Raw genomic sequence first — 25375 nt, forward strand, 5'->3', positions numbered from 1 at the left:
CAGGTACAGCACCGCCCTTAAGAGCTGTGCCGTACCTGTGGGAGCGGGCTTGCCCGCGAAGAGGCCGGTACAGTTAGCAGATACCTCAAGCCCCAGCACCGTCCTCAAGCTGCTCTTTTGCTTTGCAAGAGAAGACAATCCCATGACCGCCGAAACCCGTATCCACGAACTGCGCGCCGAGCTGGACCAGCACAACTACCGCTACTACGTGCTCGATGAACCCAGCGTGCCCGATGCCGAATACGACCGCCTGTTCAATGAGCTGAAGGCGCTGGAAGCCGAACACCCGCACCTGGTAACACCCGACTCGCCCACCCAGCGCGTTGGCGGTGCTGCCCTGGCCGCATTCAGTCAAGTACGCCACGAAGTCCCCATGCTCAGCCTGGGCAACGCCTTCGAGGAAGCCGACCTGCGCGAGTTCGGCCGCCGTGTGGTGGAAGGTCTCGACCAGCCCGGCGCGGTCGACTTCAGCTGTGAGCCCAAGCTCGACGGTTTGGCCGTGAGCCTGCTGTATCGCGATGGTCAATTGGTGCAGGGCGCCACCCGTGGCGACGGCACCACTGGCGAAGACATCAGCGCCAACGTGCGCACCGTGCGCAACATCCCGCTCAAGCTGCAGGGCGAGGGCTGGCCGGCAGTGCTGGAGGTGCGTGGCGAGGTGTACATGAGCAAGGCCGGTTTCGACCGGCTCAATGCCGCCCAGGCCGAGGCCGGCGGCAAGACCTTCGCCAATCCGCGCAACGCCGCTGCGGGCAGCCTGCGTCAGCTCGACTCCAAGATAACCGCCAGCCGCCCATTGGAGTTCTGCTGCTACGGTGTCGGCCAGCTGTCCGAGAGCATCGGCGACAGCCATATCGGCATTCTTGAGCAGCTAAAAGCCTGGGGCATGCCCATCAGCCGCGAGCTCAAGCATGCGGCGGGGATCGAAGAGTGTCTGGATTACTACCGCGACATCGGCGAGCGGCGTAACAGCCTGCCGTATGAAATCGATGGCGTGGTGTTCAAGGTCAACAGCCTGGCCGCCCAGCGTGAGCTGGGCTTCCGCGCCCGTGAACCCCGCTGGGCGATTGCCCATAAGTTCCCGGCGATGGAAGAACTGACCGAAGTGCTGGACGTCGAGTTCCAGGTCGGCCGTACTGGCGCGGTAACCCCTGTTGCGCGGCTGAAGCCGGTCAAGGTGGCTGGCGTGACCGTGTCCAACGCCACCTTGCACAACATGGACGAAATCGCCCGCCTGGGCCTGCGCATTGGCGACACGGTAATCATCCGCCGTGCCGGTGACGTGATCCCGCAGGTGATGCAAGTGGTGCTGGAGCGCCGCCCGGAAGATGCCCGCCCGGTTGAAGTGCCGAGCGAATGCCCTGTGTGTGGCTCGCAGGTCGAACGGACCCAGCTGGTCAAGCGCAGCAAAGGCAAGGAAACCACCAGCGAAGGCGCGGTGTACCGCTGCGTCGGCCGCCTGGCCTGTGGCGCCCAGCTCAAGCAGGCGATCATTCACTACGTGTCGCGGCGCGCCATGGACATCGATGGGCTTGGTGAGAAGAGCGTCGAGCAACTGGTGGACGAAGGCCTGATCGGCTCGCCGGCAGACCTGTACAAGCTTGAGTTCGAGCAGGTTGTTGGCCTGGAAGGTTTCGCCGAGGTGTCTACCCAGAAGCTGCTCGATGCCATCGAAGCCAGCAAGCGCCCGAGCCTGGCGCGCTTCATCTACGCCCTGGGCATTCCGGACGTAGGCGAAGAGACCGCCAAGGTGCTGGCCCGCTCGCTGGGCAGCCTGGCGCGCGTGCAGCAGGCTTTGCCGCAGGTGCTCACCTACCTTCCGGACATCGGCCTGGAGGTTGCCTACGAGATCCACAACTTCTTCGAAGACGAGCACAACCAGAAGGTGATCCAGCAATTGCTCGATAGCGGCATGCAGTTGCAGGACGAAGGCGAACTGGCTGCCGAATTTGCTGCCAGTACGACCTTGGCCGGCATGATCGCCAAGCTCGACATCGCCTCGGTCGGCCCGACCGGCGCCGAAAAGTTGGTAGCCAAGCTCGACAGCCTGGACAAGATCATCGCCGCCGACGGCATCGACCTGCGCCAGGCCTTGGCGGCCAAGCAGGCTGATGCGGTGCGCGAGTTCTTCAAGGATGAAGCCAACCAGAAACTGGCCCGGGACATCGAAGCGCAATTGCTGGCGTTCGGCATGCACTGGAGCTGCGAGAAGAAAGTTGCAGAGGGCTTGCCGCTGGCCGGCCAGACCTGGGTGCTGACCGGTACCCTGGAGCGCATGAGCCGCGACATCGCCAAGGACAAGCTGGAAAGCCTGGGCGCCAAGGTAGCCGGCTCGGTGTCTGGCAAGACCCACTGCGTGGTGGCCGGGCCAGGGGCGGGCTCGAAGCTGGCCAAGGCCAGCGAGTTGGGGGTGAAGGTGCTCGATGAAGATGCCTTCATCGCCTTCCTGGCCGAACAAGGTATTTCTATCTAAAACGTCTGCGCGACCTCTGTAGGAGCGGCCTTGTGTCGCGATCGGGCCGCAACGCGGCCCCACGATCTCAGCGCCACCACTAACATCGCTGGGGCCGCTTCGCGGCCCGATCGCGAAACAAGGCCGCTCCTACAAGTCTTGCGCCGGTCTTGCCGTCAGCTCGACCTGCTACCCCACCCCTGACAAGTCATTGAGAAATGATGACTTTTTCTCCTCCAGAGGTTGTATCTGCCCCCAAGACCGGTACAATGGCGCCACTCGCTGTTCAGCGAGACATGTAGTGGTGGCCCCATCGGTCCCCCCGCATTGATTACCCGTTAACCTGGTCAGGCCCGGAAGGGAGCAGCCATAGCGGGAACATCGAGTGCCGGGGTGTGGCTGGTGGGGCCGCCTCCATTCTATAAGTCCTTGATTCTACAAGGATTTTTTGCTCAAAAATCTCGAAGTGTGACAGCGTTTAGGTACACCTAGGTGGTGCACTGTATCCGCAATCATATCGTTTCCACTGCCAGTAGCCAATCTAGTGGTTTGAAAGGGTGTAGTCGCCTCTGTCGATGGCTTACACTTCCTATCTCGCCATTTTGAGTCGGCTTGTATGACCGCGCAGAAACCCCCACCCACGAAAAAAGAATTCTGTATCGACTATCCTTTGTACGAGCAATTCACTTTTGAAATGGAGCACAGTCAGGAGGGCTGGAACCTTTTCTACGCCCGCGACCCAATCGACACGTATTGTCCGAAATGTAATGCTCACAGCATTTTTCACCATGATATCAGCGGAACAATTTCGCACCATCCCGACTCGTGGGTAGGAAAAACACGCGTTGGCGTCTGGTTAAAATGCTCTCGGGATGCGTCCCACACCTTGTATTTTCTGTTCGACGTTCAGGGCAGGACGGTGCAGAAAATTGGACAGTATCCGTCCCTTGCGGACCTTAACACCTATGATGTGCGTCAGTACTCTGCTGTGCTTTCGAGAGAAGACTTCAAAGAGTTCACAAAAGCTATAGGCTTGGCTGCACACGGTGTGGGGGTGGGTTCATTCGTCTATTTAAGGCGAATTTTCGAGAATCTTGTTGATGCTGCATATCAGGTCGCGAAAACCGATGACGGATGGGATGACGAGGCTTACCGCAACGGGCGGATGGCTGAACGGATACTGCTGCTAGATGGGCACCTGCCCGAATTCCTTGTAGAGAATCGTTCGATGTACAAGATTCTAAGTCAAGGCGTACACGAGCTGACAGAGAACGAGTGCTTAGCGGCGTTCCCAGTCGTAAAAATGGGAATTGAGCTGGTCCTAGATGAAAAGCTGGCCGCAGCGGCAAAGCAGAAAAAGCTGCAACAGGCAAGAAGCGCTATTCATGGCCTTGTCAGTAAAGCGTGATCACGGGAAGCAAAGCGGTCACATGGTGTGAACCTGCTCTCAACCTTTGAGTGCGTTTGTTGGCCAAGTGTGGGTCAGTTCTTAGTGCTGTTGGCTGGCCCACAACAAGCCACATAGACGATTTTGAAGTATTTAAGTAGGCAGTCTCTGAACAATGCTGGAATCGCTTCCTATGGGCTTGCAGGGGGCTGGCATTTCACCATCGCATGGGGGTAACGTGAACGCCCTTGTCTTTTGAGCCATCGCAATGGACCAGCTTGCAACATCCATCATCACCCTCTTCGGCGGCATCCTGATCTTCGTCATCAGCCAGGCCATACTGAAGCTAATCATCGAGCCGGTACAGCAGCTTAAAAGTGCGCTGGGACAGCTATCTAATACCCTGCTACGCCACCAGCCTAGGATCACCATATCCACGCCCAACAGTGAGATTGCCGCGTCTCTAAGAGAGCACGCAGCTGACATCACGGCCAAAGCAGCAGTAATTTCACAATACCAGCGAGCTGCTCGACTATTCGGCCTGCCATCTAGAGAAGATATTGCAGCGGCTGCTAGCGCCCTGCACCGCCTAGCACACGCGATGAGAACCAAAGAAGACGAACAAAGAGACTTAGACGAAAACCGGCTTGTGTTGTCAGAGCCGATGACTAGCCCGACCGAGTTGCTTAGATTGGTGGGGCAGAAGCTGAAGATTAAGGCTACTTGGGACTGAAAGGGTGCGGTCAATAGCTGCCTGCCCGCTGTGCCGCACGCCATTGCGGTTGCTGGTGTTTGGCTAGATTGCTGTCGCTATGGTGGGAGCAGGTGAAGGCTAGTGATAACGTATCAGGATACTATATACGCACGTGAGGCGGGAGCGGCAATGACTTGGCTTGAAATTCTTGAGTTGTTGAAATCAATACCATCTGCGGTATGGTCTGGGGTTGTAGCGGCACTAAGTGCTCTTGCAGTGGTGACGATTTCAAATCGCAGCAGTAATAAGCGTCTCGAAATTCAACTTAAGCATGACACTGAAGAAAAAGCTAAGGACAAAATTAGCAACCTGCGAAAGGAAGTCTATCTCAAGGCGGTTGAAGACATTTCATCAATCAACACCCATATTAGTGCAATTGCTAGCCGTGATCTGACAAAGACAGATTTGAACGCTGAACTTCAAATGATCACTGCTTCAATGGAAAAGCTAAAGATTGTTGCTGAACCTGAAACGGCGAAGGTAGCAGATGAGCTGAGTCAAGCGTACGGAATCTTGATCTTGAGTTTATTACCAAGATTTGTGCCGTTGCACGAAGCGCTATCTGACATTGAAATCAATGGCGACCTCTACGATAAGTCATTTGCGGATGCGTGTAGAGTGTTGCGACAGATGCAAGATTTTAATGAACAGGCACGCCAAGATATGATGGTTTTTGAAGCTCTACAACGCTCATACGAGTGGTTCAGCGATCAGTCCGAGCAGTACGCTGACGCGCGGGCAGCAGCTTACAAGCAGCGGGATGAACGGCTGCTTGAGTTTAATGCGGGCTTACTCCCGGAAATGAAAAAGATTGCTAAAATTCAGCTGCGATTGGCCATGAGTATTCGTAAAGAACTTAGTTTGACCTTCGATGCTGCAGAAATGGAGCGGCGACTGGAGCGTAGCTGGGCTGTCATGGGAGCTAGTTACGGGGATGCGATGAAAGGTTTGCGGGAAGAATAAGTCAGTTCAAAGATAAATGGCGGTGCACGCCACTAGCGTTTGCTGGGCAGGCAGCAGAATGTCCAGCTAGGGCTCAATGTGCTCATGAGTGAAGCCCCATCAACTCTCACGAGCCCTCCCGTTTTGGGTGCGACCTATTACCACCCTGCTATGACGGTAAAGTTCACTTCAAACCACCGCCACAAAGCGATGCAAGTGCTAATACCGCCTAGTGCCAACGGGGCAACATAGTCAGTGAACCATGGGGTGACGAAAGCGCCTTTCGAGACTGCGAAAGCTTTCGCTACCCATGTTAGCGGTCTACCCGGCTGGTACGGCATGCCTACAGTCATCGGAAATTGAACCCACTTCCCGCTTTCCGTATAGCTATAGCCAACCGACATATACATTTTTGTTCGGTATTCCCGGCTGACCTGATGTAGTTCAGGGGCCTCATCACCATTGTGGTGCTGGGCCTCGGCCAATAACTGCCTGCCCGTTGCTTCGCCCCAGTAGTAACTTATTGCCGTCTGCTCAGGTTGCGGGTCGAGTGCTGCAAGGGTCGTCTCAGCCAAGGCTTTCAAGTCACGTCCCTTCCACTTAACCGAAAGCCAGACCAGTGCCTTGTCATAAAGATCGTTCATCGCATCGTCAAAATAGAGCGCATTCTGGGGCAGGCGCTGGTAGAAGCGGAACCAGAAGTAGGCGTTGACGACAGCAACCACCAGCCAGATGCTTTCTTTGCGATGGGCGAATGCAAGGGTGACGCCCATCAGGTTGAACTGGGTTAGGTCGGCCTTGAAGTACCATAGGCTGATCACCAGGCACGAATACGTGAACAGGAAGCCTCGGGCCTTCTTGAAATCACCTTCATCATCCATCGCCAACCCTCTATTCTCGTGAAGGCGTTATGCTAGCACGCGGGCCTGCTTTCTCATCCGAAGTACCACTGCCAACTATCCCCGCAGACCATCGCCCACAACCGAATATCGGCAGCGAATCTCGGCGGGAATATCGTCTAGGCTGCTGTCGCCCCTGGCCGCTGATCTGATACAGCACACATTGATTGGCCTTTGCCGTTGCGTGGTCGGTCACAAGCACTACAGTGCCTGTACGAAAGTATCGGGAGGCTGGTATGCGAATTCGTGGCGATGTGTTCTAGGATTGGGCTGATCCGAAGCTGCATCATCGTGACCACGATGAAGTGTTGGACGACGGTACGTCGTTCGAGGTACAGGTTAGGCTGTCGAGAACTGGCTTCACTCAACTGTTTATCGGTGTCTAAGCACCATCCGGCATGGCGCTTCATGAAGAAGCCTTCGATAATAGACCGGGTGAGTCCATGACACGGGCATTGGCATGGGGTGTGGAGCAAGCGCGGCACAGGGCAGCCCGCTAGCGGAACAGTGAATTGCCGGCCAAGTGTGGGGCAGTGTTTAATGCTTCTGGCTGCCCCGCTGCGAGCCGCACAGTACGATTTCAGAATATCAGGGGCACCAAAAAGCCGCCCGGAGGTGGCTATGTCCGAAGGCGTTCTATCGCTGAAGTGATGGCGTCGGCGTTCGCATCAAGTGCCTGTAGGCAGGTCATGGTGTTTTCGTGTGCATTCACAGAGCCACGCTGCCTGATCCATGTGCTTACTTCTTCGATGGCTGTCCTCAAGGCGGTCTGGTTCATGTGCAGCAGTTCCAGGGCATCAGCGGTTGCAGCGGCCTTATCATCCATGTGGAGTTCTCGTCATGTGGATACCGCAGCGTAGGGCCTTATAGCGCCTTGTTCCAGAATCCCTCACTTGACCAACTCTAGGCTCAGACGCTGCATCACTCGCATCACAGCAGTCGGTGACCATTGTCCACCACGAGCAGTGGGTATGTTGCGTGCGATCAGGCAGTCAGCCACGGCCTGTAGGCTGCTCGCCCCCTTGAGTACACACAGTTCAATGGCGTCCTTGACCAGTGCTGCACGGTCGTCTGCTTGCTGACGCTGTGTAGCGTGGCCTTTCACTCGGTTCAGCTGTTTACGGCCCTTGGCCAGAGCCTGTGTGCGGTTCTCGATCTTTTGCACTGCTTCTGCATCCCCTGCTGCTGCACGAGCTTCCAGAGACTTGAGAGCCGCCTTGGTGCGTTCGCTGATGAAGCGGCGTTCTTGTTCTGCAAGTACGGCGTAGATATGGAGCTGGAACGCATCGGCGGTGGGCATAGTTGCTACACGGAACTCGTGACGCTTCATCAAGCCCGCTATGTGCTCTACATCGCGGCTCAGCCTGTCCAACTTGGCTACCACTACTGGGCGACCATCTGCGAACGCCTTGGCCCCTGCTGGACGCTCTAGCGGGTGAATACCACCAGACACGCCCACATCTTCAAACTCAGCCACTACTACCCAGCCGTGCTGCTCGGCAGCGAACTTGATGTATTCCCGCTGGGCTTCAAGACCCAAACCTGACTCGCCCTGGCCCTTGGTGGATACGCGGTAGTAGGCGACAACTTCCATGGTGGGGGATTCCTTACGGGTGGCTGATGATGTCACTTTACAATTGTGTAAACGAACGTTCAACCAATGTAATGACTATTTTACGCTGTCTACAAACGCGAAACTCCCGTAACAAGACGGGCTGATGTGCTTGGCAAGTTGCATGTCCACATAAATTTTGTAGAAGATAGAGAAATGTGGAAATTGGCTTAGTACCTGTAGTGCAGATGCCCGGAAATGCTGGGCTTCAGGGGTGTAGCGGCACCTAGACAGCCAGAAGAGATCGTTAGCTGGATTAGTTATGACGTTAGTTTTCATAAGTTCTTTGGCAGCTGTTTATGAGCGGGGAGTGCGGCACAGGGCACCGACCTTGGCAAGTTAATCCAAGCAGCAGTCCACTTTGGGCTACGTGCATTGTGCCAAGATCGGCTGGAAAGTACTGGCCTTAACAAGGCAACATAACGATTTAGTTACCCCGGAAGCAGCGAGGCTAGTCATGCGGTCGCTAGGCAAGCCTTAGCTGGATTTTTAGCATAGAGCTTGTTCAATGTTTTCGATGGACCCAAGCCAGCCTGCCTTACCATTTGCTAGCTCAAAACCAAAGCGTTTGCCGAAAGCACTTGAGTTTTCGTTTGCAGCTTCAATGGCGATGTACTTGTACCCAATTTCTGGCGCAAGTTGTACAAGCCAACTCAATAAGTTTCGACCGTGTCCTTTGCGTTGCTCTTCAAAAAAAATCCTTGCAATGACCAGTGTTTCTCTCGGCCAACCGGCTTTCAGGTCGGGAAAAAGCCGGAAGTAAAGGTCATAGTCGTGCTCGGGGTTATCGGCTTTCACTGTGGAGCCTAAGCCGATGTGCAGGTGGCGGTTCACTTTAGACTTCGTGAGGCCGAATTGCTCTTGAAGGAAGAAAGAAAGCTTTTGCTTCAGGTGTAAGCATGCTGCATCGGCGTAGTCTCCCCATGCATCTTCATGGTGTTTGAGTTCGGGTTTTTTGAAGTTCACGGTAATGGCTCCTGGTGGCCTTGGTTGATATTCAAGTCAGTGTGTTGTTTGCATAGGTGTAGGGGCGGGAAAGCCCCGAAAGCTTATGATGTTAACTGTGCCGGAAAATTGTGATGTATCGTTATGTGGTGACAAACGAGCTGTGCTCAATACGACTTGCTAGCCGTCGGGTCTGGAAAAAACCTCTTAGAGAATCTTTAAGGAGAAATTTCCGAGTCTATATGGTGCAGCTGTCGGTACGGGCTGATCCAACCGCTTACCGTTCTCGTGGTCTTTCCAACCTCTTTGGCTATGCTCTCGATGCTATACTTTTGTACCCATAGGTTGATGGCTCTCTGCTTTAAGGCCTCTCGTTTCGCTTTTGATGCTGACTCTGGTGCAATGTAACTTTCAGAGTGTACTTCGTTGATTATGCAGTTTCCTATCTTTTCTGACAGGAATTTTGCGATGTCAAGATCTTGTACAAACAGCAAGATGTTGCTCTGGCTGGTTCTTGATCTAAGTGCGGTTCTACAAGCTGATTGAAGGGTTGACTCATAGAATCTTTCATACTTCACTGCGTTCTTGATTTCATCGGCAGATACAGTGCTGTCGATAGACAATAGTTCCGCCAGGGTATGCAAGCTCCTACCTTCCATCGGGGTTATGTTTCCGTGTTGTAGGCAGATGGCAATATTGTATTCGGAATACTCATTGATGCCTCTGTTGTCAATCGGGATTAACTTTATATTGCTATGTTCGTGGTCTGGTGGAACTGGTAGCTCAGGTGTGCACCATTGATGTGCCACCAAGATCGCGCATCTACTTCCGATAATTCTAAATACATCGACCTGCAGCCATGCGTCTAGCAAGCAGCCTTCTTTATAGTCTGGATAAATTTTTCCTCCCTTCATGAGTGCTGCGCTTTTTGAGTAAGATCGGTTCCTGAAGAACGGGTGAATTTCTACTTTGTTTCCATATCCGGTGAAGTCTATATCCGCCTTGACTGTGCGAATGCTCCAGCCTGCACCTTTAAGAGTGATGCCAAGAAGCGTTCTCTCTACTTCAGCACCCATGATTACCGTTTCCTCTGCGGCATCGAATGCAGGGATGTAATGCTTGATCCCAATGACTCTTAGTGTTCGTTTCAGTTTCCTGTCGAGTTCATCAATCTCAACCGTATACCTGCAATCTAATAATGCCTTGAGAACGCTGCGTGCGTCAGAGGTAAGAGTTGAGTCTTCTCCGTTGGCCAGTAGTTCAATTAGCGTGCGGCAATCGCTTCTCGCATATAGTCTGCTCTTGTCGCCAGCATTGATTACATCAGTGATGCTGTAGAATGTCTTATGGAAAGAGAGGTCAGTGAAATTGTATGTTGAACATTCCCAGGTTGTTGGGACTTCGTCTACGTACAGTTTCCATCCCTGCAAAGTTTCAGCGTTGATCAGTCTTAGAGACTCATGTGTACAGATGAGAAACCTGTGGGTGCGGTCGAGTAGGCTATTCTCTAAGCACTTTACGACAGATCCGTTTACTGTATTGCTGTCGATGGCATTAAAATCCATCTTCAGTTCCTGCATTCGGTTTTGGACTTCTGCTGAAAGGATTTTGGTTGGAAATACAAGGACAGAGTGTTGGTCGTTTAGTTTGGTAAGCTGGTTGATCAGCCAAGATGTTTTTCCAGCTCCTGGTGGTGCGATTAATGCGTGTATGACTTTCATGAGTGGTAAGGATTTGATGTGATTAGCTGAATACAGGGCGTGCCAATGCACTGCCAGAGCTATGAGTCTCTAGTCAAAAGTGGTCGAGGTCTCAACGACGCTCTGACAGCTCATTGTGGATCTAAAAATGATTTCGTGTTCAGCTAGTCTTTTGGGCTGAGGGTCGCCGCCGTCAGTATTACGAATGTTTGAGTAGGCTGAAGTTGGCTGTGATTTTAGATGTGGTTGTGGCGGGGTTGCCAGTTCAGGTCAAGTTTCTCAGTAATTCAATTTTGGCAGAGTGGTCACGGCTATTATTCATTGGCTGACCTTGTTTGGTTGCGAACAGCTCTTGTCTAGCTTTGTGGTAGGCGCGATAAGTCTCTAGGTGCCAATAGTATGGATTTGATTTAGGCCAATTGATCTGAAACTGCACAATGAATTCACATTCAGTTTCGCTTGCAGCGACACAGTACTGTCCTTCTTTAATGGAGGGCTCATAGGTGTAGCCGGTGATTTCCATTTCAGTCGTCATCAGGAAATACATTTGATGCTGCTTATAGTTGTCTGCTCCCGCAGCGATTCCGCAGTAGGGGGAGCGGAATGCGTAGACGATTGCTGCGAGTTTTTCGGGTGTGCAATTTTTGTATTTGGTTTCTTCTGTTTTGGGTGTGTTCATATAGAGATTCGATAAGTGGATAATGTTAGGGGTGAGTTGGTTCGACGATTTTACTAGGTTCAGTAAATCGCTAATTTATCAATTAACTTTAAATGCTGGCGAGTTTTGCTTTCTGACTTTCTAGGTCTTTGATTGTATGTGTATGGAGCGTTGCTAAGTAGTTCCCCTTGATGGCTTTCGATGGAGTGAAGTTTTTATCATTTGATTGCGTGTTGTCAATGGAGTTGATGAATTATTTTTAGAATGCAAGTTGCTTGCTTGCTTGCTTGCTTGCTTGCTTGCTTGCTTGCTTGCTTGCTTGCTTGCTTGCTTACTTGCTTACTTGCTTACTTGCTTACTTGCTTACTTGCTTACTTGCTTACTTGCTTACTTGCTTACTTGCTTACTTGCTTACTTGCTTATTTACTTATTTACTTATTTACTTATTTACTTATTTACTTATTTACTTATTTACTTACTTGCTTGCTTGTGCACCCGCCCAAGCACCCACCCAAGCACCCACCCAAGCACCCACCCAAGCACCCACGTACCCAAGCACCCACGTACCCAAGTACCCAAGTACCCAAGTACCCAAGTACCCAAGTACCCACTTACCTAAGCATGTACGTACGTGTTCACGTGCTCAATGGTTCAAGCAATCACTGGGTCAATCGAACCATTGAACCATTGAACCATTACCTGTATAGGCAAGTACCCACTTGCGTACTTACCCACTTACAGCAATGCAGCATGTTTGACTTGTCTATACAATTATTGGTGATTTCCGTGCCTTTCAGTGACCGCGACGGGGTGGGCGGGCAAGTGAATGTGACGGAGAGCATCTGCCATGGCTCTCAGCGGGCTACGGCTGCCATACACGCTGAATGTCACAGCACCATCCTCGTGGCCGGCTATCCGCTTGATCAGCGAGTCCTGCACACCTGCATCACGCAGATCGTCAATGAGTGTGTGGCGGAAGCTGTGGAAGGTCTTCCGGGGGTCAGTTATGCCGAGCTTGGCCTTGAACCGACCGAACCACTTCGACGGTGCATGCCCCAGCTTCCCACGCACTGCCTCCAATTCGGGGAATAGGCGATCAGTTCCAGTCGCCTTGACTGACGCAACGTATTGGAGAATGCCCAGGTCGAGCAGGGCAGGGTGCAAAGGAATGACGCGGCGACTGCTAGCGTTCTTGAGATTCTGGCCTTCACGGGTGTCATCGATGCGGATGCACTGAATACCCTGTTGCTCAGCGAAGTCATCCACCCGCAACTGGCACAGCTCTTCCAGTCGTGCCCCGGTCGCCCTTCCCATTAATGGCAGCCAGTAGCGCCATGGGTGCTTGCGTGCTTCCTTTCGCAGCGCCTCATGGTCCAGCAGGGCTGCCAGATCGCGGCGGTCAAATGACAGGCGTGCTTCCTTCGCTGATCCCGTCATCACCTTCATGCCGGCTAGCGGGTTCGCTTCTATATAGCAGTTGGCCTTGCACCAGTTCATGAAGGCGGTCAGCTTGCGTAGCCGGTTGTTCACGGTGACGGCAGTGATGGTCTTGTACATGCTGCCTGACTCGACCACTTGCTTCAGTGTCTTGCCCTTGAACTCGGGCCGTAAGCCGAAGTACTGGGGGCAGCGGCTGAGTCGTTCTTTCAGCAGGCGTGCTTGCTGGGCATCGAAGGCCAGAGCAGGCATGTCACCCATCAGCTCGAACAGGTCAGATAAAGCACGCTCGACTTCATCCGCACTGACTTGCCGCCATGTGCCGCCGCGTTTCCCTTCTTCTATATAGAGCCTCGATAGAGTGGCGAGGGTTGGGCTGTCGCTTCCGACTTTCACTGGGGCAGTCAAAGTCGCACGTGGTGCTACGGGAATGGCTGGTGTTGGGGCTGAGTCCCGCCACTGTGAACATAATCCACGAAGCGTCTGAAGGTCTGTTAGAGGGTGCTCGCTGAGGTGGCCGTGTAGCCGTTGGACGATGGATGCAGCGAGGAACAGGGCGCTCTGCCGGTGCCTGATGTTCAGGCTCAAACGCAAAGTGTGACACCTCGGGAAGAGGTGCTTGGGTAGCTTGAGATTCAGGTAATAGACGGCTTTGCGTCTGATCAGATAGGCCATGGGTGTGACACCAAAGTGTGACAGCAAAGTGTGACAGTGCTGGCTACACCCCAAGTTTTGAGCGACCGTGCTGAGTGTCTGCACGGGTAGAGCGTCTGCTACCCCATCAGCCTGAAACCCTTGCTCCATAAGGCCTGCATTGATTACCGAGCATGCTTGCATGCCACCTGGTCAGGCCCGGAAGGGAGCAGCCATAGCGGGAACATCGAGTGCCGGGGTGTGGCTGGTGGGGCCGCCTCCATTTCAGGCCCTTGAATTCTCAAAGGCTCCTCGCAACAAACATCTTCTGTCACCTTCAGCCAGTACCGCTTGGCATTCAGTTAATTGTTTGCCGATCTCAACTCAAGCGAATGCTTGCCTTTGTTCGTGCCTTGCCGTGATAGAAAGCAAGTCCTGCCAGCAAGGACTGTGTCCATGAAGTTGTCCCCCGACCTGCCCCGGTTTCAGCAATTCACTGTTTTTTGCATTGCGTGCTTTCTGCTGTCCATAAGCTACGGCACCACGTTCCTGCTGCTGGTGAGGGTGGAGGCGTTAGGGGGCGGGGAGCGCGATGCAGGGCAGGTCTTCGCTGTCGCGATGTTGAGTACCTTGCTGTCTGTCGTGGGTTCGGGGCATATCTTGCAGCGTCTCGGCGCTGCTCGCTCAATTGCTGTCGGGGGAGTATGCCTGGTCGTTGCTTCGCTAGGCTTTGCATTGGTCTCAAGCGTGGGTGGCGCGTTGCTGGCTTGCGGCCTGATGCTTGGGGTCGGCTGGGGGCTGTTCTACACAGTAGGTCCGATCATGGTTGCCCAGATGGTCGAACCATCACGGCGCACCCACAGCTTTGCGCTGCTCTCCGGCAGCATGCTGACTGGCATCGGGACCGGGCCACTTTTGGGCAAGCTCGCTACCTGGGTTGCTCTGCCTTCCACGCTCGCCTTTTGGGTAGCCGCAGGCGCTGCTGCGTTGGCCGCAGCTTACTTCGCCAGGCTAGGGGCGACAGTTGCAGGTCGGCGGCCTACGGAAAAGGTTCAAGTAGGCCGGGCTAGCTCGCTCGAAGTGTTGAGTTCGCGCTCAGGCCTCTCAATCCTGATGGTAGGGCTGGGTGGGGCAATTTTCGGCACCATGGGCAGTTTCCAGACCAGCTATGCCGCTCGCCTCGGGCTCGATTACTCGATTTTCTTCATCGGCTTCATGGGCGCTGCAATTGTTTGCCGGCTGCTGCTGGCCGGCTGGGTTGTGAAACAGCCTCCGCTGGCGACTTCGTGGGTGTTGACCGTGATCATGGCGACTGCCGTACTGGGGTTTCACCAGTGGGTGCACAGTGCTGAAAGCTACCTGGCCATGGCCATGCTCCTGGGTGTCGGCTACGGCTTGAATTACTCCGTAATAAACGGGCTGGCCGCCAACGAGGCACCGGCAGGGCTTACGGCGCAGGCGCTACTGCTGTTCAGCTTGTCGTATTTCATTGGTGTATTCGGGTTTCCCTTTGTCGTCAGCCGGCTGATCTCGCAGCTGGGGATTGATGCAATGATGCTCAGCGTTGAAGGTGTTGCCGTGCTGGTGGTTTGCCTGAGTACGGGGCGGTGGCTGGCTTGGCGATTCTTCAAGCCTTCACTGGTCTAGGCGCCAACACCTGCTTGTCAGTTAGCACGCCTGCTGCCGACAGCTTCATCAAGCGCTGGAATTTCGGGCAGCTCAGGTGATCTTTTTCAGGGCACTGCGCCGCATGCCTTAAGCCCTTGCTCATCGCCTGCAAGCGCTTGATCCGTGCATCCAGCTCATCTGCCTTGGCAAGCAGCATCTGCCGGTCGACTTGCAGGTCCACCAGCATCGTTCCCACCTCATCCAGCGAAAACCCCGCAGCTTGCCCCAGGGCGATCAGGGCCAGCCTGTCCGCCACATCGGCGGCAAATTGCCGCCGCTGGCCGCGCCCGGCAAGTGACGTGAGCAAGCCTTTCTTTTCGTAGTAACGCAGTGTCGAAGCGGGTACGCCTGTGCGTTTGGCGACGTCGGCAATATCCATTTCGGGCCCTTGACTTGAAGTTGACTTCAACTTCTATGCTGCGCGGCATGGTGATGACCGTCAATCTTCGAGGGATTTTTCAATGACGATTACTGCGATGTTTACAGCTGCCTTGCCGATTGGCGTCGGTGCGACGATGGTCATGGACCTGTGGGGGCTGCTGCTGAGGCGGTTGGGTGTGGCCACGTTGAACTTCGCCATGGTCGGGCGTTGGGCGGGGCATCTGCTCAAGGGGCGGGTACTGCATCAAGCGATTGCCAAAGCCGAACCGGTGCGAAATGAGCTGGTGTGGGGATGGGTTATTCATTACGCCATCGGCGTGGTGTTCGCGATGCTACTGGTTGTGATCGTAGGGGAGGGGTGGTTGCGGTCGCCTACGTTGGTACCAGCATTAGTAGTTGGTGTGAGTACGGTCGTGGCGCCACTTTGCTTTATGCAGCCGGCGATGGGGTCGGGGTTCTTTGCGTCCAGGACGCCGACGCCTGCGCGTAACTGCCTGAAGAGCCTGGCTACGCATTTTGTGTTTGGCGTGGGGTTGTTCTTGAGTGCGGGTTTGCTGGCTTTGGTGTGAGGGTAGGGACCTCGGTCAAAGCGAGCGCACAATCCAGATGCCTTGCAGATTGCCTGCGAGCAGGCTGACGCAGTTGTCTTGGCTGTCTAGCGTCAACTCTAGAGAGCGTGCCTACACCGATGCCTCACCTTTAAACGGGGATGTTTAACCGCAGCGGATTTTCTCGGAGCAGCCCCACAGGCCGGAAGGAGGTGTCCTGCATCTTTGTGCAGCAAGCGTCTTTAAAGTGATGCAAACCGCAACAAGGGAGCGCAGGCATGAAAATGAGCAAGCTGGACTTGGTCGCCGGAGTGTTGGTGACCGTACTGTGGGGCTGCAACTTCTCAGTCATTGAGCTGGGCCTGAGAAGCCTGGACCCTTATCTACTGACGCTTTTGCGTTTCACCTTCTGTGCGATACCGCTGGTGTTCTTTGTCCGCCGCCCGGCCGGAATTTCGCTCGGCGTTCTGGCGCTTTACGGCGTGCTGTTCGGCGCAGGCTTGTGGTGGTTGGTCAACTTTGCGATGTACCAGGGCTTGTCCCCGGGCATGTCCTCTGTGTTCCTGCAGTTCAGTGCGTTTTTCACCATCGTGCTGAGCAGTGCCTTTCTAGGCGAGCGGATTGCTGTGGCTCACATTTGCGGCATGGCCTTCGCTGCCTCCGGTTTGATGATGATCCTGTTGCTGAGTGATGAGTCATCGACGGTGACTGGTGTGCTTCTGGTGCTTGTGGCCGCCCTGGGCTGGTCGTTGTGTAACCTGCTGGTCAAGTTGAAGCGCCCGGCCGAGATGGTCGCGTTCATCATTTGGTCGAGCCTGTTCTCGGTGCCGGCCATTTTCGCTTTGACAGTGGCAGCCAATGGCTGGGCGCCATTCGTAAACCTTGCCGATGGGCTGCCGTGGGAGGCGATGTTCTCAGTGTTGTTCCAGAGCTACATCACGACCATTTTGGGCTACCTGGTGTGGAACAACCTGATGAAGAAATACCCGGCTTCCCAAGTAGCGCCTCTGTCGCTGCTTGTCCCGGTCTCTGGGCTTGTTGCATCGTACCTGTTCTTTGGCGAGGCAATGAATGTTGCCAAGGCAATGGCCATTGGGTTCGTTCTGCTGGGTATCGTGGTCTTCGTCAACGCTCAAGGCCTGGATGGCCTTATGCGTAGAGGAAGGCTGTCGAAATAGTGCTTTTACCAATGTGGACGTTCAGCGCATGGATGCAATTTGTCAGAGGATGATGAAATGTTTGATGTGAATAAACATAGACGTGAGTATTTCTATGACCTGTTGACGGTAATCGAGGGTGTATTGCCGGATGAGCTTTGCGATGGCCTGGCCAGCCGGGTGCAACGGGTGATCGAAGAGGGAGGCGTGGACCTGGTCCAGCACACTGGGTTCGGGACGGACGTGGTGTCGGATCTTGGGGGGGAAATACAGGCACCACATCTTTAAAGGGTCAGACGTACGCAATCATCTGCCGGAGCTCGCAGCGGTTTATCATGCTCTAGTGCCGCTGATCAGCGTTATTACCCACACCGATACCGTGGTTTCGCCTTATCCGGCTTCAGATGTGAACATCAAGGCCTACCCGCCGGGTGGTGGCACCTTGGGGCTGCATTACGATACCAACGGCATTACGGTATTGCTGTTCCTGACCACGAACCAAGAGGCGCCGCTGCGCTATCAAGTCGAACGGTCTCACCCCAGCAGAAAGGAACCGTGGGTTGAGCATGGCAAGGTTCATGCGCGCAAAGGGGCGTTGTTGATAATGCAGGGACGCAGAGTGCTGCATGATTGTGAGCCGACCTTGAATGAGCAGAAGTTTTCGGTGGTCTACAACTACTATGAACGACATGACACCTATCGCCATCCAGACTTCGACAACTTCGTATATTACGGGGCGAGACCAAGTCGGCTTGAGGGTTGACGGCGCTTGACAGGCGTATGTGAATCCTCTGTGGGAGCGGGCGCGCCCGCGAAGAATCCAACGCGGTGCATGGCACCGGCTCTGCCGGTGTTCGCGGGCTTGCCCGCTCCCACAGTGACCGCGCCGACTTTGAGGTTTTGAGCCAGACAGTTGTATCTACTGGGGTGTGCTACCGGTACTCCCAGGTGTCAGGGTCGAGCCACAGATATGTTGTCGGTGTAGCCCACGCCCCCATACCGCTGCGCAATCCGCTCGATCTCCCCCGACTGCTTCATCCGCACCAGCGCCCGCAGCAGCCCTTGGGTCGGTATCCCCGGATCGCTACGCACCATGCAGCCCAGGTCCTGTTCCTCCAACACCGCCAGCACCTGCAACTGCTGATCCGCTGGCAACCCTTGGTTAAACCACTGCAACGAAAGCTGGTTGCTCACTGCATGCCGGTACCGTCCCGCATGCAATTTCTGCAGCACCAGCAACTGGCTGCGGCTGTCTTCACGGCGCAGCTTGCCCTGGTCCAGCAACGGCTGCAGCGTCGAGTAGGTGTAGCCCAGCACCGTGCCAATAGCCTGGGGCGGCAGATGTTCCGGGGGCATGGGGCTGCTGTCGCCGAGGCGCCCTACCAGCACGTCGCGCTGGTGGATCAGCGGGATGCTCCACACATAATCCCTGGGTCGGTCATTGAGCCACTGCGTACTGACATAGCAGCGCACATCGATGTCCCCGCTGTTCATCGCCTCTTCCAGGCGCAGGCGGGCCATGACGTGGTACTCGGGGCGTGCGCCCACTTCTCTGGCCACGGCCTGCATCAGGTCGTACAGTAACCCTTCCACCGGCTGGTCACCTTCGATACGCACCAGCGGCATGCCCCAGCTCTCTGCCACGGAGAAGCGCAGCACCGGCTGTTCAGCCAGGCTGTGAGTGGACCAGAGCAATAGCAGGGCCAGTAAACTTCGCAAAGGCGTATCCTCCCTGAACAACGCGCCTGCCTCACAGCTTAGACGACTCGCACAGGGTGCAATTTTGCCCCCGCTCCGCTAGCATTAGCGCTCTTCCGCTCTATCAGGCTACGATGGTTTTTCGATGAGTTATCAGGTTCTTGCACGTAAATGGCGTCCGCGCTCGTTCCGCGAAATGGTCGGCCAGGCCCATGTGCTCAAGGCCTTGATCAATGCCTTGGACAACCAGCGCCTGCACCATGCCTATCTGTTCACCGGTACCCGGGGCGTGGGCAAGACCACCATCGCCCGTATCATCGCCAAGTGCCTGAACTGTGAAACCGGCATCACTTCCACGCCGTGCGGCACCTGTTCGGTGTGCCGGGAGATCGATGAAGGCCGTTTCGTCGATCTGATCGAAATTGACGCCGCCAGCCGCACCAAGGTCGAAGACACTCGCGAACTGCTCGACAACGTGCAGTACGCCCCGAGCCGTGGGCGCTTCAAGGTCTACCTGATCGACGAAGTGCATATGCTTTCCACCCACTCGTTCAACGCCTTGCTCAAGACGCTGGAAGAGCCGCCGCCCTACGTCAAGTTCATTCTTGCCACCACCGACCCGCAGAAGCTGCCGGCCACCATCCTGTCGCGCTGCCTGCAGTTCTCGCTGAAGAACATGAGCCCGGAACGGGTGGTCGAACACCTGAGCCATGTACTGGCAGAAGAGAACGTGCCGTTCGAGCCGGATGCCCTGTGGCTGTTGGGTCGCGCTGCCGATGGCTCGATGCGGGATGCCATGAGCCTGACTGACCAGGCCATTGCCTTTGGCGAAGGCAAGGTGATGGCTGCCGATGTGCGGGCCATGCTTGGCAGCCTTGACCATGGCCAGGTTTATGGCGTGCTGCAGGCGCTGCTTGAAGGCGATGCACGGGCCTTGCTGGAGGCCGTGCGCAACCTGGCCGAGCAGGGCCCGGACTGGGCTGGCGTCCTGGCTGAGATGCTCAACGTGCTGCACCGCGTGGCCATTGCCCAGGCGCTGCCGGAGGCCGTCGATAACGGCCAGGGCGACCGTGAGCAGGTGCTGGCGCTGGCCCAGGCGCTGCCGGCCGAGGACGTGCAGTTCTATTACCAGATGGGCCTGATCGGCCGGCGTGACCTGCCGTTGGCGCCGGACCCGCGTGGCGGTTTCGAAATGGTACTGCTACGCATGCTGGCGTTCCGCCCGGCCGATACCGACGACGCACCGAAACCGGTGCTAAAGCCAGTGGGGATCAGCCAGGCCACAGCTGATCCTGCAACACCAGTGGCAGCGCCGGCAGTTGCCGTGGCGCCGCCAACTGTTGTGGTAGAGCCTGCTGCGCCACAAGCACAAGCCCCCGCGCCAGTCGAACCGCCGCCTGAGCCTGTTGCGGCCGTTGAGCCTGCTCCTGCCAGCGCGTCTGCACCAGAGCCGGTGGCAGAGGTCGTCGACTTGCCATGGGAAGAACCCGTGGCAGCGCCTGAGGCAGTGGTAGCCAAGCCAGAACCCGTGCAGGCACCGGCACCCGTACCTGCTGCGCCAGTGCCACAGGCTGCCCCGGCTGACGATGACGAACCGCCTTTCGACCCGTCCGCCTATGCCGCCGTAGGCATGGACCGCGACGACGAGCCGCCGCTGGACGAAGACTATTACGGCGGTGAAAGCGACCCCGTCGGTTTCAGCTACCTGGACGAACTGGCCGAGCATGTCCAGGAAGAGGCGCCCAAGCCGGTAGCCCAGCCGCTGCCCGCGGCCAAGCCGGCAACCGGCCTGGCCTTGCAATGGCTGGAATTATTCCCGCAGTTGCCTGTGTCCGGGATGACAGGCAACATCGCGGCAAACTGTACGCTGATCAGCGCAGACGGCGACGACTGGCTGCTGCACCTTGACCCAGGCCAGGGCGCGCTGTTCAACAGCACCCAGCAGCGCCGCCTGAACGAGGCGCTCAACCAGCACCTGGGGCGTACGCTGAACCTGCGCATAGAGCTGATCCTGCCCGAACAGGAAACCCCGGCCCAGGCGGCAGCGCGCAAGCGTGCCGAGCGGCAGCAGGACGCGGTCACCTCGATCGAGCAGGATCCATTGATCCAGCAGATGATCAAGTTGTTCGGTGCCAAGGTGCGGCAGGATACTATTGAGCCTGTAGAGGCCCTGGCCAATCAGGGCCAGTAACGGATAACCATGCGGCCGGCCCTGCGCCGGGCCGCATCACATGACCCAATCGAGGTATACCCCCATGATGAAAGGTGGCATGGCCGGCCTGATGAAGCAGGCCCAGCAGATGCAGGAAAAGATGCAAAAGATGCAGGAAGAGCTGGCCAACGCCGAAGTCACCGGTCAGTCCGGTGGCGGCCTGGTGAGCGTGGTGATGACCGGTCGTCACGACGTCAAGCGCGTCAGCATCGACCAGAGCCTGATGTCGACCGAAGAGGACGACAAGGAAGTGCTTGAAGACCTGATCGCCGCCGCGCTGAACGACGCTGTGCGCAAGGTTGAGCAGAGCAGCCAGGAAAAGATGGGCGGCATGACCGCTGGCATGCAATTGCCGCCAGGCTTCAAGATGCCGTTCTAAGGGCATTGCGATACCGAAAACCGCCGCTGAATCCAGCGGCGGTTTTTTTTGCAAAGATTTCAGGCCGGGCGCGGTCTACTGATTTGACGCCACTGCCCCCGCTGGGTATAAACCGCCTCTTATTGAATTGTCAGGCCTTTCTCATGAGCTTCAGCCCCCTCATCCGCCAACTGATCGATGGCCTGCGTATTCTGCCCGGCGTCGGCCAGAAGACCGCCCAGCGCATGGCCCTGCAACTGCTCGAGCGCGACCGCAGTGGCGGCCTGCGCCTGGCCCAGGCGTTGACCCAGGCCATGGAAGGGGTGGGCCATTGCCGTCAATGCCGCACCCTGACCGAGCAGGAGCTGTGCCCGCAATGTGCCGACGTACGCCGTGACGATACCCAGCTGTGCGTGGTCGAGGGGCCGACCGATGTTTATGCGGTGGAGCAGACGGGCTACCGGGGCCGTTACTTTGTGCTCAAGGGCCATTTGTCGCCGTTGGATGGCCTTGGGCCAGAGGCGATCGGTATTCCACAGCTGATGGCACGGATCGAGGAGCAGGGCACCTTCACCGAAGTGATCCTGGCGACCAACCCGACGGTCGAAGGGGAGGCGACGGCGCATTACATTGCGCAGCTGCTGAGTGAGAAGGGGTTGGTGGCTTCGCGGATTGCCCATGGCGTGCCGCTGGGGGGCGAGCTGGAACTGGTGGATGGCGGCACTTTGGCCCATGCCTTTGCCGGGCGCCGGCCGATTTCGCTCTGATTTGAAATTGTCGGGGCCGCTTTGCGGCCCATCGCGACACAAGGCCGCTCCTACAGGAAATTGCGTTCCCTTGTAGGAGCGGCCTTGTGTCGCGATGGGCTGCAAAGCAGCCCCCGAAAGCCAACTCAGTATTCGCTGAGGGAAAACTCGGTCAGGCAGAAGGTCGGCACACCCGCCGCCTGCAACCGGCGCGAGCCGTCGAGCTCCGGCAGGTCAATGATTGCCGCCGCCTCGAATACCTGCGCCCCGGTACGGCGTACCAGGTTGGCCGCCGCCAGCAGCGTACCGCCAGTGGCAATCAGGTCATCGAAGATCAACACCGAATCGCCTTCGCACAGGCTGTCGGCATGCACTTCCAGGAAGGCCTCACCGTACTCGGTCTGGTAACCCTCGCTCAGCACGTCAGCCGGCAGTTTGCCTTGCTTGCGGAACAGGATCAGCGGCTTGTTCAGCTGGTGGGCGATGATCGAGCCGATCAGGAAACCCCGCGCGTCCATGGCACCGATGTGGCTGAATTCAGCCTCGACATAGCGCTCGATGAACTGGTCGGCCACATAGCGCAGCCCGCGCGGCGACTGGAACAGCGGGGTGATATCGCGGAAGATCACGCCCGGTTTGGGGAAGTCCACTACCGGGCGGATCAGGGCTTTGAGGTCGAAGGCGTCGCTGTGCATTGTTGCGGGTATCCTGGGAAAACGAATGCCCAAGTATACCCGCTAAACGCAGGCCTCAGGCCTCCATTGCGCCACCGGCCAGCGCGCACAGCTGGATCGGGTCGAGAATGTGCACTTCCTTACCTTCCGCGCGCAGCAGGCCGTTTTGCTGGAAGCGGGTGAACACCCGCGACACGGTTTCCACCGCCAGGCCCAGGTAGTTGCCGATTTCGTTGCGCGACATGCTCAGGCGGAACTGGTTGGCCGAGTAGCCACGGGCGCGGAAGCGGGCCGACAGGTTGACCAGGAAGGTAGCAATGCGCTCGTCGGCGGTTTTCTTCGACAGCAGCAACATCATTTGCTGGTCATCGCGGATTTCCCGGCTCATGACCCGCATCAGCTGGCGGCGTAGCTGCGGCAGCTGTACCGACAGTTCGTCCAGGCGTTCGAAGGGAATCTCGCACACCGACGTGGTTTCCTGGGCCTGGGCCGATACCGGGTAGGCTTCGGTGTCCATGCCCGACAGGCCGACCAGCTCGCTGGGCAGGTGGAAGCCGGTGATCTGCTCTTCGCCACTGTCGCTGAGGCTGAAGGTTTTCAGGGCGCCGGAACGTACAGCGTAGACCGAGCCGAAATTGTCACCCTGGCGGAACAGGAACTCGCCTTTCTTCAGCGGGCGACCGCGTTTGACGATTTCATCCAGTGCATCCATGTCTTCCAGGTTCAGCGAAAGAGGCAGGCACAGGGGGGCCAGGCTGCAATCCTTGCAATGGGCCTGGTTGTGTGGGCGCAGTTTGACTGGCTCGGACATTTGAATCGATCCTTGTGGGAAAGCACACATAAGTCGTAAGGGTAACTCACGACACAGGGTGTAGGCCAGCGTGCGCGTTTTTGGTGCGCCCTGGCGAAACCCCGGCAGGCGACCTGCCGGGAGTCCTTGTGTACCAATAGTGTGCCCGGCAAGAAAACTTGTCCATGTGGTCGAACGACTCGGTTTTCAGATCACCCGCGAGAAACGCTGGCGGTTGTGCATGGCCAGGTAGGCGTCGAACACCATGCACACCGAGCGCGCCAGCAGGCGGCCAGCCGGCAGGATACGAATGCCCTTGTCGTCCAGGCTGATCAGGCCGTCGCGCTGCAAGGTCAGTAGTTCAGGCCAGAGGTCGTTGAAGTAACCGCGAAAATCGAGGGTGAACGCCTGTTCGATCGGCTCGAAGTCCAGCTCGAAATGGCAGATCAGCTGCTGGATCACGGCCCGGCGGATGCGGTCGTCGTGGTTGCACAGCAGGCCGCGCTGGGTGGCCAGCTGGGCATTGGACAGGCTGTCCTGGTAGGTGTTGAGGTCGCTGCTGTTCTGGCAGTACAGGTCGCCGATCTGGCTGATGGCCGACACGCCCAGGCCAATCAGGTCACAGTGGCCGTGGGTGGTGTAGCCCTGGAAGTTACGCTGGAGGGTACCTTCTTCCTGGGCGATGGCCAGTTCGTCGTCGGGCAGGGCAAAGTGGTCCATGCCGATGTAGCGATAGCCGGCTGCGGTCAGCTGGTCGATGGTGGCGTGCAGCATCTCCAGCTTGGCAGCCGCGCTGGGCAGGTCGTTGCTGTCGATGCGCCGCTGCGGCATGAACCGCTCGGGCAGGTGGGCATAGTTGAACACCGACAGGCGGTCGGGCTGCAGGCGGATCACCTCTTCGACGGTGCGGGCAAAGCCTTCCGGGGTTTGCTTGGGCAGGCCGTAGATCAGGTCGAGGTTGACCGAGCGGAACTGCAACGTGCGTGCAGCTTCGATCAGGGTGCGGGTCTGCTCCAGGCTTTGCAGGCGGTTGACGGCACGCTGCACGGCCGGGTCGAGGTCCTGCACGCCCAGGCTGACGCGGTTGAAGCCCAGCTCGCGCAGCAGCCCCATGGTCGACCAGTCGGCCTCGCGCGGGTCGATCTCGATGCCATAGTCGCCGGAATCGTCGTCCAGCAGGTGGAAGTGCTGGCGCAGGGTGGCCATCAGCTGGCGCAGTTCCACATGGCTGAGGAAGGTTGGCGTGCCACCGCCAAAATGCAGCTGCTCGACACGCTGTTTAGGGCCCAGGTGGCAGGCAATCAGCTGGATTTCCTGCTCCAGGCGCTGCAAGTAGGGCGCCGCACGGGCGCGGTCCTTGGTGATGACCTTGTTGCAGGCGCAGTAGTAGCAGATGTTGGCGCAGAATGGCACATGCACGTACAGCGACAGTGGCCGCACGGCCCGACGGCTCTCGCGCAAGGCGTGGAGCAGGTCGAACGAACCCACCTCGGCGTGCAGTTGCACCGCGGTCGGGTAGGAGGTGTAGCGTGGCCCGGCCAGATCGTAGCGGCGGATCAGGTCGGTATCCCAACGAATGTCGTCGAGCATGAGGGCGGTCCCCGGAAAGAGCAGCAGTGCACCGGAGTCTATGGCTGTCTGTAGGAATCTGTTTTGATTTGCATCAAGGGCACTGGGGGCTGCTTTGCAGCCCTTCGCGGGCTCGCCCGCTCCCACAGGAGGGC

Annotated in this window: 24 protein-coding genes, 1 other RNA gene and 1 pseudogene; 14 read left to right on the forward strand and 12 right to left on the reverse strand. The window is 56.8% G+C overall.

Features of this window, described 5'->3' with window-relative positions; genetic code table 11:
- Window positions 1-142: 142 nt before the first annotated feature.
- From ligA to ACQKPZ_RS24220, 5 genes are all read left to right on the forward strand, one after another.
- On the forward strand, window positions 143-2473 hold the full coding sequence (ligA, locus tag ACQKPZ_RS24200; protein ID WP_427543065.1) for an NAD-dependent DNA ligase LigA: 2331 nt from the start codon (window positions 143-145) through the stop codon (window positions 2471-2473).
- A gap of 290 nt (window positions 2474-2763) precedes the next feature.
- Window positions 2764-2860: signal recognition particle sRNA small type (ffs, locus tag ACQKPZ_RS24205), an RNA gene on the forward strand.
- Between the two features lie 208 nt (window positions 2861-3068).
- Window positions 3069-3860 carry a short-chain dehydrogenase gene (locus ACQKPZ_RS24210; protein WP_427543068.1) on the forward strand — a complete coding sequence of 264 codons (792 nt, stop codon included), beginning with the start codon at window positions 3069-3071 and terminating at the stop codon, window positions 3858-3860.
- 247 nt (window positions 3861-4107) lie between these two features.
- The gene (locus ACQKPZ_RS24215; protein WP_427543071.1) at window positions 4108-4572 is read left to right on the forward strand and encodes a hypothetical protein; all 465 of its coding nucleotides are present in this window, start codon (window positions 4108-4110) and stop codon (window positions 4570-4572) included.
- Window positions 4573-4722: 150 nt separating this feature from the next.
- Window positions 4723-5556, forward strand: coding sequence for a hypothetical protein (locus ACQKPZ_RS24220; protein ID WP_427543074.1), 834 nt, complete (start codon window positions 4723-4725; stop codon window positions 5554-5556).
- 137 nt (window positions 5557-5693) lie between these two features.
- Here ACQKPZ_RS24220 and ACQKPZ_RS24225 read toward each other — a convergent pair whose 3' ends face one another.
- On the reverse strand, window positions 5694-6416 hold the full coding sequence (locus tag ACQKPZ_RS24225; RefSeq protein ID WP_427543077.1) for a hypothetical protein: 723 nt from the start codon (window positions 6414-6416) through the stop codon (window positions 5694-5696).
- A 299-nt stretch (window positions 6417-6715) separates the two neighbouring features.
- Here ACQKPZ_RS24225 and ACQKPZ_RS24230 point away from each other — a divergent pair.
- Window positions 6716-6934 (forward strand): annotated as a pseudogene (locus tag ACQKPZ_RS24230) (hypothetical protein).
- A gap of 119 nt (window positions 6935-7053) precedes the next feature.
- Here the strand turns inward: ACQKPZ_RS24230 and ACQKPZ_RS24235 are convergent.
- From ACQKPZ_RS24235 to ACQKPZ_RS24260, 6 genes are all read right to left on the reverse strand, one after another.
- The gene (locus tag ACQKPZ_RS24235) at window positions 7054-7260 is read right to left on the reverse strand and encodes a hypothetical protein (protein WP_427543080.1); all 207 of its coding nucleotides are present in this window, start codon (window positions 7258-7260) and stop codon (window positions 7054-7056) included.
- Between the two features lie 63 nt (window positions 7261-7323).
- Window positions 7324-8028, reverse strand: a complete 705-nt coding sequence (locus tag ACQKPZ_RS24240; RefSeq protein ID WP_289804981.1) for a recombinase family protein — start codon at window positions 8026-8028, stop codon at window positions 7324-7326.
- A 507-nt stretch (window positions 8029-8535) separates the two neighbouring features.
- On the reverse strand, window positions 8536-9012 hold the full coding sequence (locus tag ACQKPZ_RS24245; protein ID WP_427543083.1) for a hypothetical protein: 477 nt from the start codon (window positions 9010-9012) through the stop codon (window positions 8536-8538).
- Window positions 9013-9209: 197 nt separating this feature from the next.
- Complete coding sequence (locus tag ACQKPZ_RS24250) at window positions 9210-10556, reverse strand: helix-turn-helix domain-containing protein (protein ID WP_427543086.1); 1347 nt, start codon at window positions 10554-10556, stop codon at window positions 9210-9212.
- Between the two features lie 400 nt (window positions 10557-10956).
- Window positions 10957-11370: a hypothetical protein gene (locus tag ACQKPZ_RS24255; protein ID WP_427543089.1), complete on the reverse strand. Its 414-nt coding sequence runs from the start codon at window positions 11368-11370 to the stop codon at window positions 10957-10959.
- Window positions 11371-12120: 750 nt separating this feature from the next.
- Window positions 12121-13461, reverse strand: a complete 1341-nt coding sequence (locus ACQKPZ_RS24260) for a site-specific integrase (RefSeq protein ID WP_427543092.1) — start codon at window positions 13459-13461, stop codon at window positions 12121-12123.
- A 414-nt stretch (window positions 13462-13875) separates the two neighbouring features.
- Here ACQKPZ_RS24260 and ACQKPZ_RS24265 point away from each other — a divergent pair, with 414 nt between their 5' ends.
- Window positions 13876-15066, forward strand: coding sequence for an MFS transporter (locus ACQKPZ_RS24265; RefSeq protein ID WP_427543095.1), 1191 nt, complete (start codon window positions 13876-13878; stop codon window positions 15064-15066).
- Here the strand turns inward: ACQKPZ_RS24265 and ACQKPZ_RS24270 are convergent.
- Entirely contained in the window at window positions 15047-15466 is a 420-nt protein-coding gene (locus tag ACQKPZ_RS24270; RefSeq protein WP_427543098.1) for a helix-turn-helix domain-containing protein, read from the reverse strand. The two genes, ACQKPZ_RS24265 and ACQKPZ_RS24270, sit on opposite strands and share 20 nt — an antisense overlap.
- A gap of 82 nt (window positions 15467-15548) precedes the next feature.
- Here ACQKPZ_RS24270 and ACQKPZ_RS24275 point away from each other — a divergent pair, with 82 nt between their 5' ends.
- From ACQKPZ_RS24275 to ACQKPZ_RS24290, 4 genes are all read left to right on the forward strand, one after another.
- Complete coding sequence (locus tag ACQKPZ_RS24275) at window positions 15549-16037, forward strand: DUF2938 domain-containing protein (RefSeq protein ID WP_427543101.1); 489 nt, start codon at window positions 15549-15551, stop codon at window positions 16035-16037.
- Window positions 16038-16294: 257 nt separating this feature from the next.
- Window positions 16295-17194: an EamA family transporter gene (locus tag ACQKPZ_RS24280; RefSeq protein ID WP_427543104.1), complete on the forward strand. Its 900-nt coding sequence runs from the start codon at window positions 16295-16297 to the stop codon at window positions 17192-17194.
- Window positions 17195-17260: 66 nt separating this feature from the next.
- On the forward strand, window positions 17261-17461 hold the full coding sequence (locus tag ACQKPZ_RS24285; protein WP_427543107.1) for a hypothetical protein: 201 nt from the start codon (window positions 17261-17263) through the stop codon (window positions 17459-17461).
- 55 nt (window positions 17462-17516) lie between these two features.
- The gene (locus ACQKPZ_RS24290; RefSeq protein WP_427543110.1) at window positions 17517-17936 is read left to right on the forward strand and encodes a hypothetical protein; all 420 of its coding nucleotides are present in this window, start codon (window positions 17517-17519) and stop codon (window positions 17934-17936) included.
- Window positions 17937-18124: 188 nt separating this feature from the next.
- Here ACQKPZ_RS24290 and ACQKPZ_RS24295 read toward each other — a convergent pair whose 3' ends face one another.
- Window positions 18125-18892, reverse strand: coding sequence for a substrate-binding periplasmic protein (locus ACQKPZ_RS24295; protein ID WP_427543113.1), 768 nt, complete (start codon window positions 18890-18892; stop codon window positions 18125-18127).
- 124 nt (window positions 18893-19016) lie between these two features.
- Between ACQKPZ_RS24295 and dnaX the strand changes: the two genes are divergently transcribed.
- The 3 genes from dnaX (at window position 19017) to recR (ending at window position 22208) form a co-directional block, all read left to right on the forward strand.
- On the forward strand, window positions 19017-21062 hold the full coding sequence (dnaX, locus tag ACQKPZ_RS24300) for a DNA polymerase III subunit gamma/tau (RefSeq protein ID WP_427543116.1): 2046 nt from the start codon (window positions 19017-19019) through the stop codon (window positions 21060-21062).
- Window positions 21063-21126: 64 nt separating this feature from the next.
- Window positions 21127-21462, forward strand: coding sequence for a YbaB/EbfC family nucleoid-associated protein (locus tag ACQKPZ_RS24305; RefSeq protein WP_201199092.1), 336 nt, complete (start codon window positions 21127-21129; stop codon window positions 21460-21462).
- Between the two features lie 143 nt (window positions 21463-21605).
- Entirely contained in the window at window positions 21606-22208 is a 603-nt protein-coding gene (recR, locus tag ACQKPZ_RS24310; RefSeq protein WP_391133675.1) for a recombination mediator RecR, read from the forward strand.
- Window positions 22209-22333: 125 nt separating this feature from the next.
- Here the strand turns inward: recR and ACQKPZ_RS24315 are convergent, their stop codons facing one another.
- From ACQKPZ_RS24315 to hemN, 3 genes are all read right to left on the reverse strand, one after another.
- Window positions 22334-22882: an adenine phosphoribosyltransferase gene (locus ACQKPZ_RS24315; protein ID WP_009683910.1), complete on the reverse strand. Its 549-nt coding sequence runs from the start codon at window positions 22880-22882 to the stop codon at window positions 22334-22336.
- Window positions 22883-22937: 55 nt separating this feature from the next.
- On the reverse strand, window positions 22938-23672 hold the full coding sequence (gene fnrA / locus ACQKPZ_RS24320; protein WP_009683909.1) for a Crp/Fnr family transcriptional regulator FnrA: 735 nt from the start codon (window positions 23670-23672) through the stop codon (window positions 22938-22940).
- A 186-nt stretch (window positions 23673-23858) separates the two neighbouring features.
- Window positions 23859-25241: an oxygen-independent coproporphyrinogen III oxidase gene (hemN, locus tag ACQKPZ_RS24325; protein WP_427543119.1), complete on the reverse strand. Its 1383-nt coding sequence runs from the start codon at window positions 25239-25241 to the stop codon at window positions 23859-23861.
- Between the last annotated feature and the right edge of the window lie 134 nt (window positions 25242-25375).

The sequence above is a fragment of the Pseudomonas sp. NPDC089547 genome, from assembly GCF_050280665.1.
In the GTDB taxonomy this organism is placed as follows: domain Bacteria; phylum Pseudomonadota; class Gammaproteobacteria; order Pseudomonadales; family Pseudomonadaceae; genus Aquipseudomonas.

Excerpts from the sequence above, each read along its gene's own strand:
- ligA (WP_427543065.1), top strand. The coding sequence starts at position 143 with ATGACCGCCGAAACCCGTATCCACGAACTGCGCGCCGAGCTGGACCAG.
- ACQKPZ_RS24210 (WP_427543068.1), top strand. The coding sequence starts at position 3,069 with ATGACCGCGCAGAAACCCCCACCCACGAAAAAAGAATTCTGTATCGAC.
- ACQKPZ_RS24215 (WP_427543071.1), top strand. The coding sequence starts at position 4,108 with ATGGACCAGCTTGCAACATCCATCATCACCCTCTTCGGCGGCATCCTG.
- ACQKPZ_RS24220 (WP_427543074.1), top strand. The coding sequence starts at position 4,723 with ATGACTTGGCTTGAAATTCTTGAGTTGTTGAAATCAATACCATCTGCG.
- ACQKPZ_RS24225 (WP_427543077.1), bottom strand. The coding sequence starts at position 6,416 with ATGGATGATGAAGGTGATTTCAAGAAGGCCCGAGGCTTCCTGTTCACG.
- ACQKPZ_RS24235 (WP_427543080.1), bottom strand. The coding sequence starts at position 7,260 with ATGGATGATAAGGCCGCTGCAACCGCTGATGCCCTGGAACTGCTGCAC.
- ACQKPZ_RS24240 (WP_289804981.1), bottom strand. The coding sequence starts at position 8,028 with ATGGAAGTTGTCGCCTACTACCGCGTATCCACCAAGGGCCAGGGCGAG.
- ACQKPZ_RS24250 (WP_427543086.1), bottom strand. The coding sequence starts at position 10,556 with ATGGATTTTAATGCCATCGACAGCAATACAGTAAACGGATCTGTCGTA.
- ACQKPZ_RS24255 (WP_427543089.1), bottom strand. The coding sequence starts at position 11,370 with ATGAACACACCCAAAACAGAAGAAACCAAATACAAAAATTGCACACCC.
- ACQKPZ_RS24260 (WP_427543092.1), bottom strand. The coding sequence starts at position 13,461 with ATGGCCTATCTGATCAGACGCAAAGCCGTCTATTACCTGAATCTCAAG.
- ACQKPZ_RS24265 (WP_427543095.1), top strand. The coding sequence starts at position 13,876 with ATGAAGTTGTCCCCCGACCTGCCCCGGTTTCAGCAATTCACTGTTTTT.
- ACQKPZ_RS24270 (WP_427543098.1), bottom strand. The coding sequence starts at position 15,466 with ATGGATATTGCCGACGTCGCCAAACGCACAGGCGTACCCGCTTCGACA.
- ACQKPZ_RS24275 (WP_427543101.1), top strand. The coding sequence starts at position 15,549 with ATGACGATTACTGCGATGTTTACAGCTGCCTTGCCGATTGGCGTCGGT.
- ACQKPZ_RS24280 (WP_427543104.1), top strand. The coding sequence starts at position 16,295 with ATGAAAATGAGCAAGCTGGACTTGGTCGCCGGAGTGTTGGTGACCGTA.
- dnaX (WP_427543116.1), top strand. The coding sequence starts at position 19,017 with ATGAGTTATCAGGTTCTTGCACGTAAATGGCGTCCGCGCTCGTTCCGC.
- ACQKPZ_RS24305 (WP_201199092.1), top strand. The coding sequence starts at position 21,127 with ATGATGAAAGGTGGCATGGCCGGCCTGATGAAGCAGGCCCAGCAGATG.
- recR (WP_391133675.1), top strand. The coding sequence starts at position 21,606 with ATGAGCTTCAGCCCCCTCATCCGCCAACTGATCGATGGCCTGCGTATT.
- ACQKPZ_RS24315 (WP_009683910.1), bottom strand. The coding sequence starts at position 22,882 with ATGCACAGCGACGCCTTCGACCTCAAAGCCCTGATCCGCCCGGTAGTG.
- fnrA (WP_009683909.1), bottom strand. The coding sequence starts at position 23,672 with ATGTCCGAGCCAGTCAAACTGCGCCCACACAACCAGGCCCATTGCAAG.
- hemN (WP_427543119.1), bottom strand. The coding sequence starts at position 25,241 with ATGCTCGACGACATTCGTTGGGATACCGACCTGATCCGCCGCTACGAT.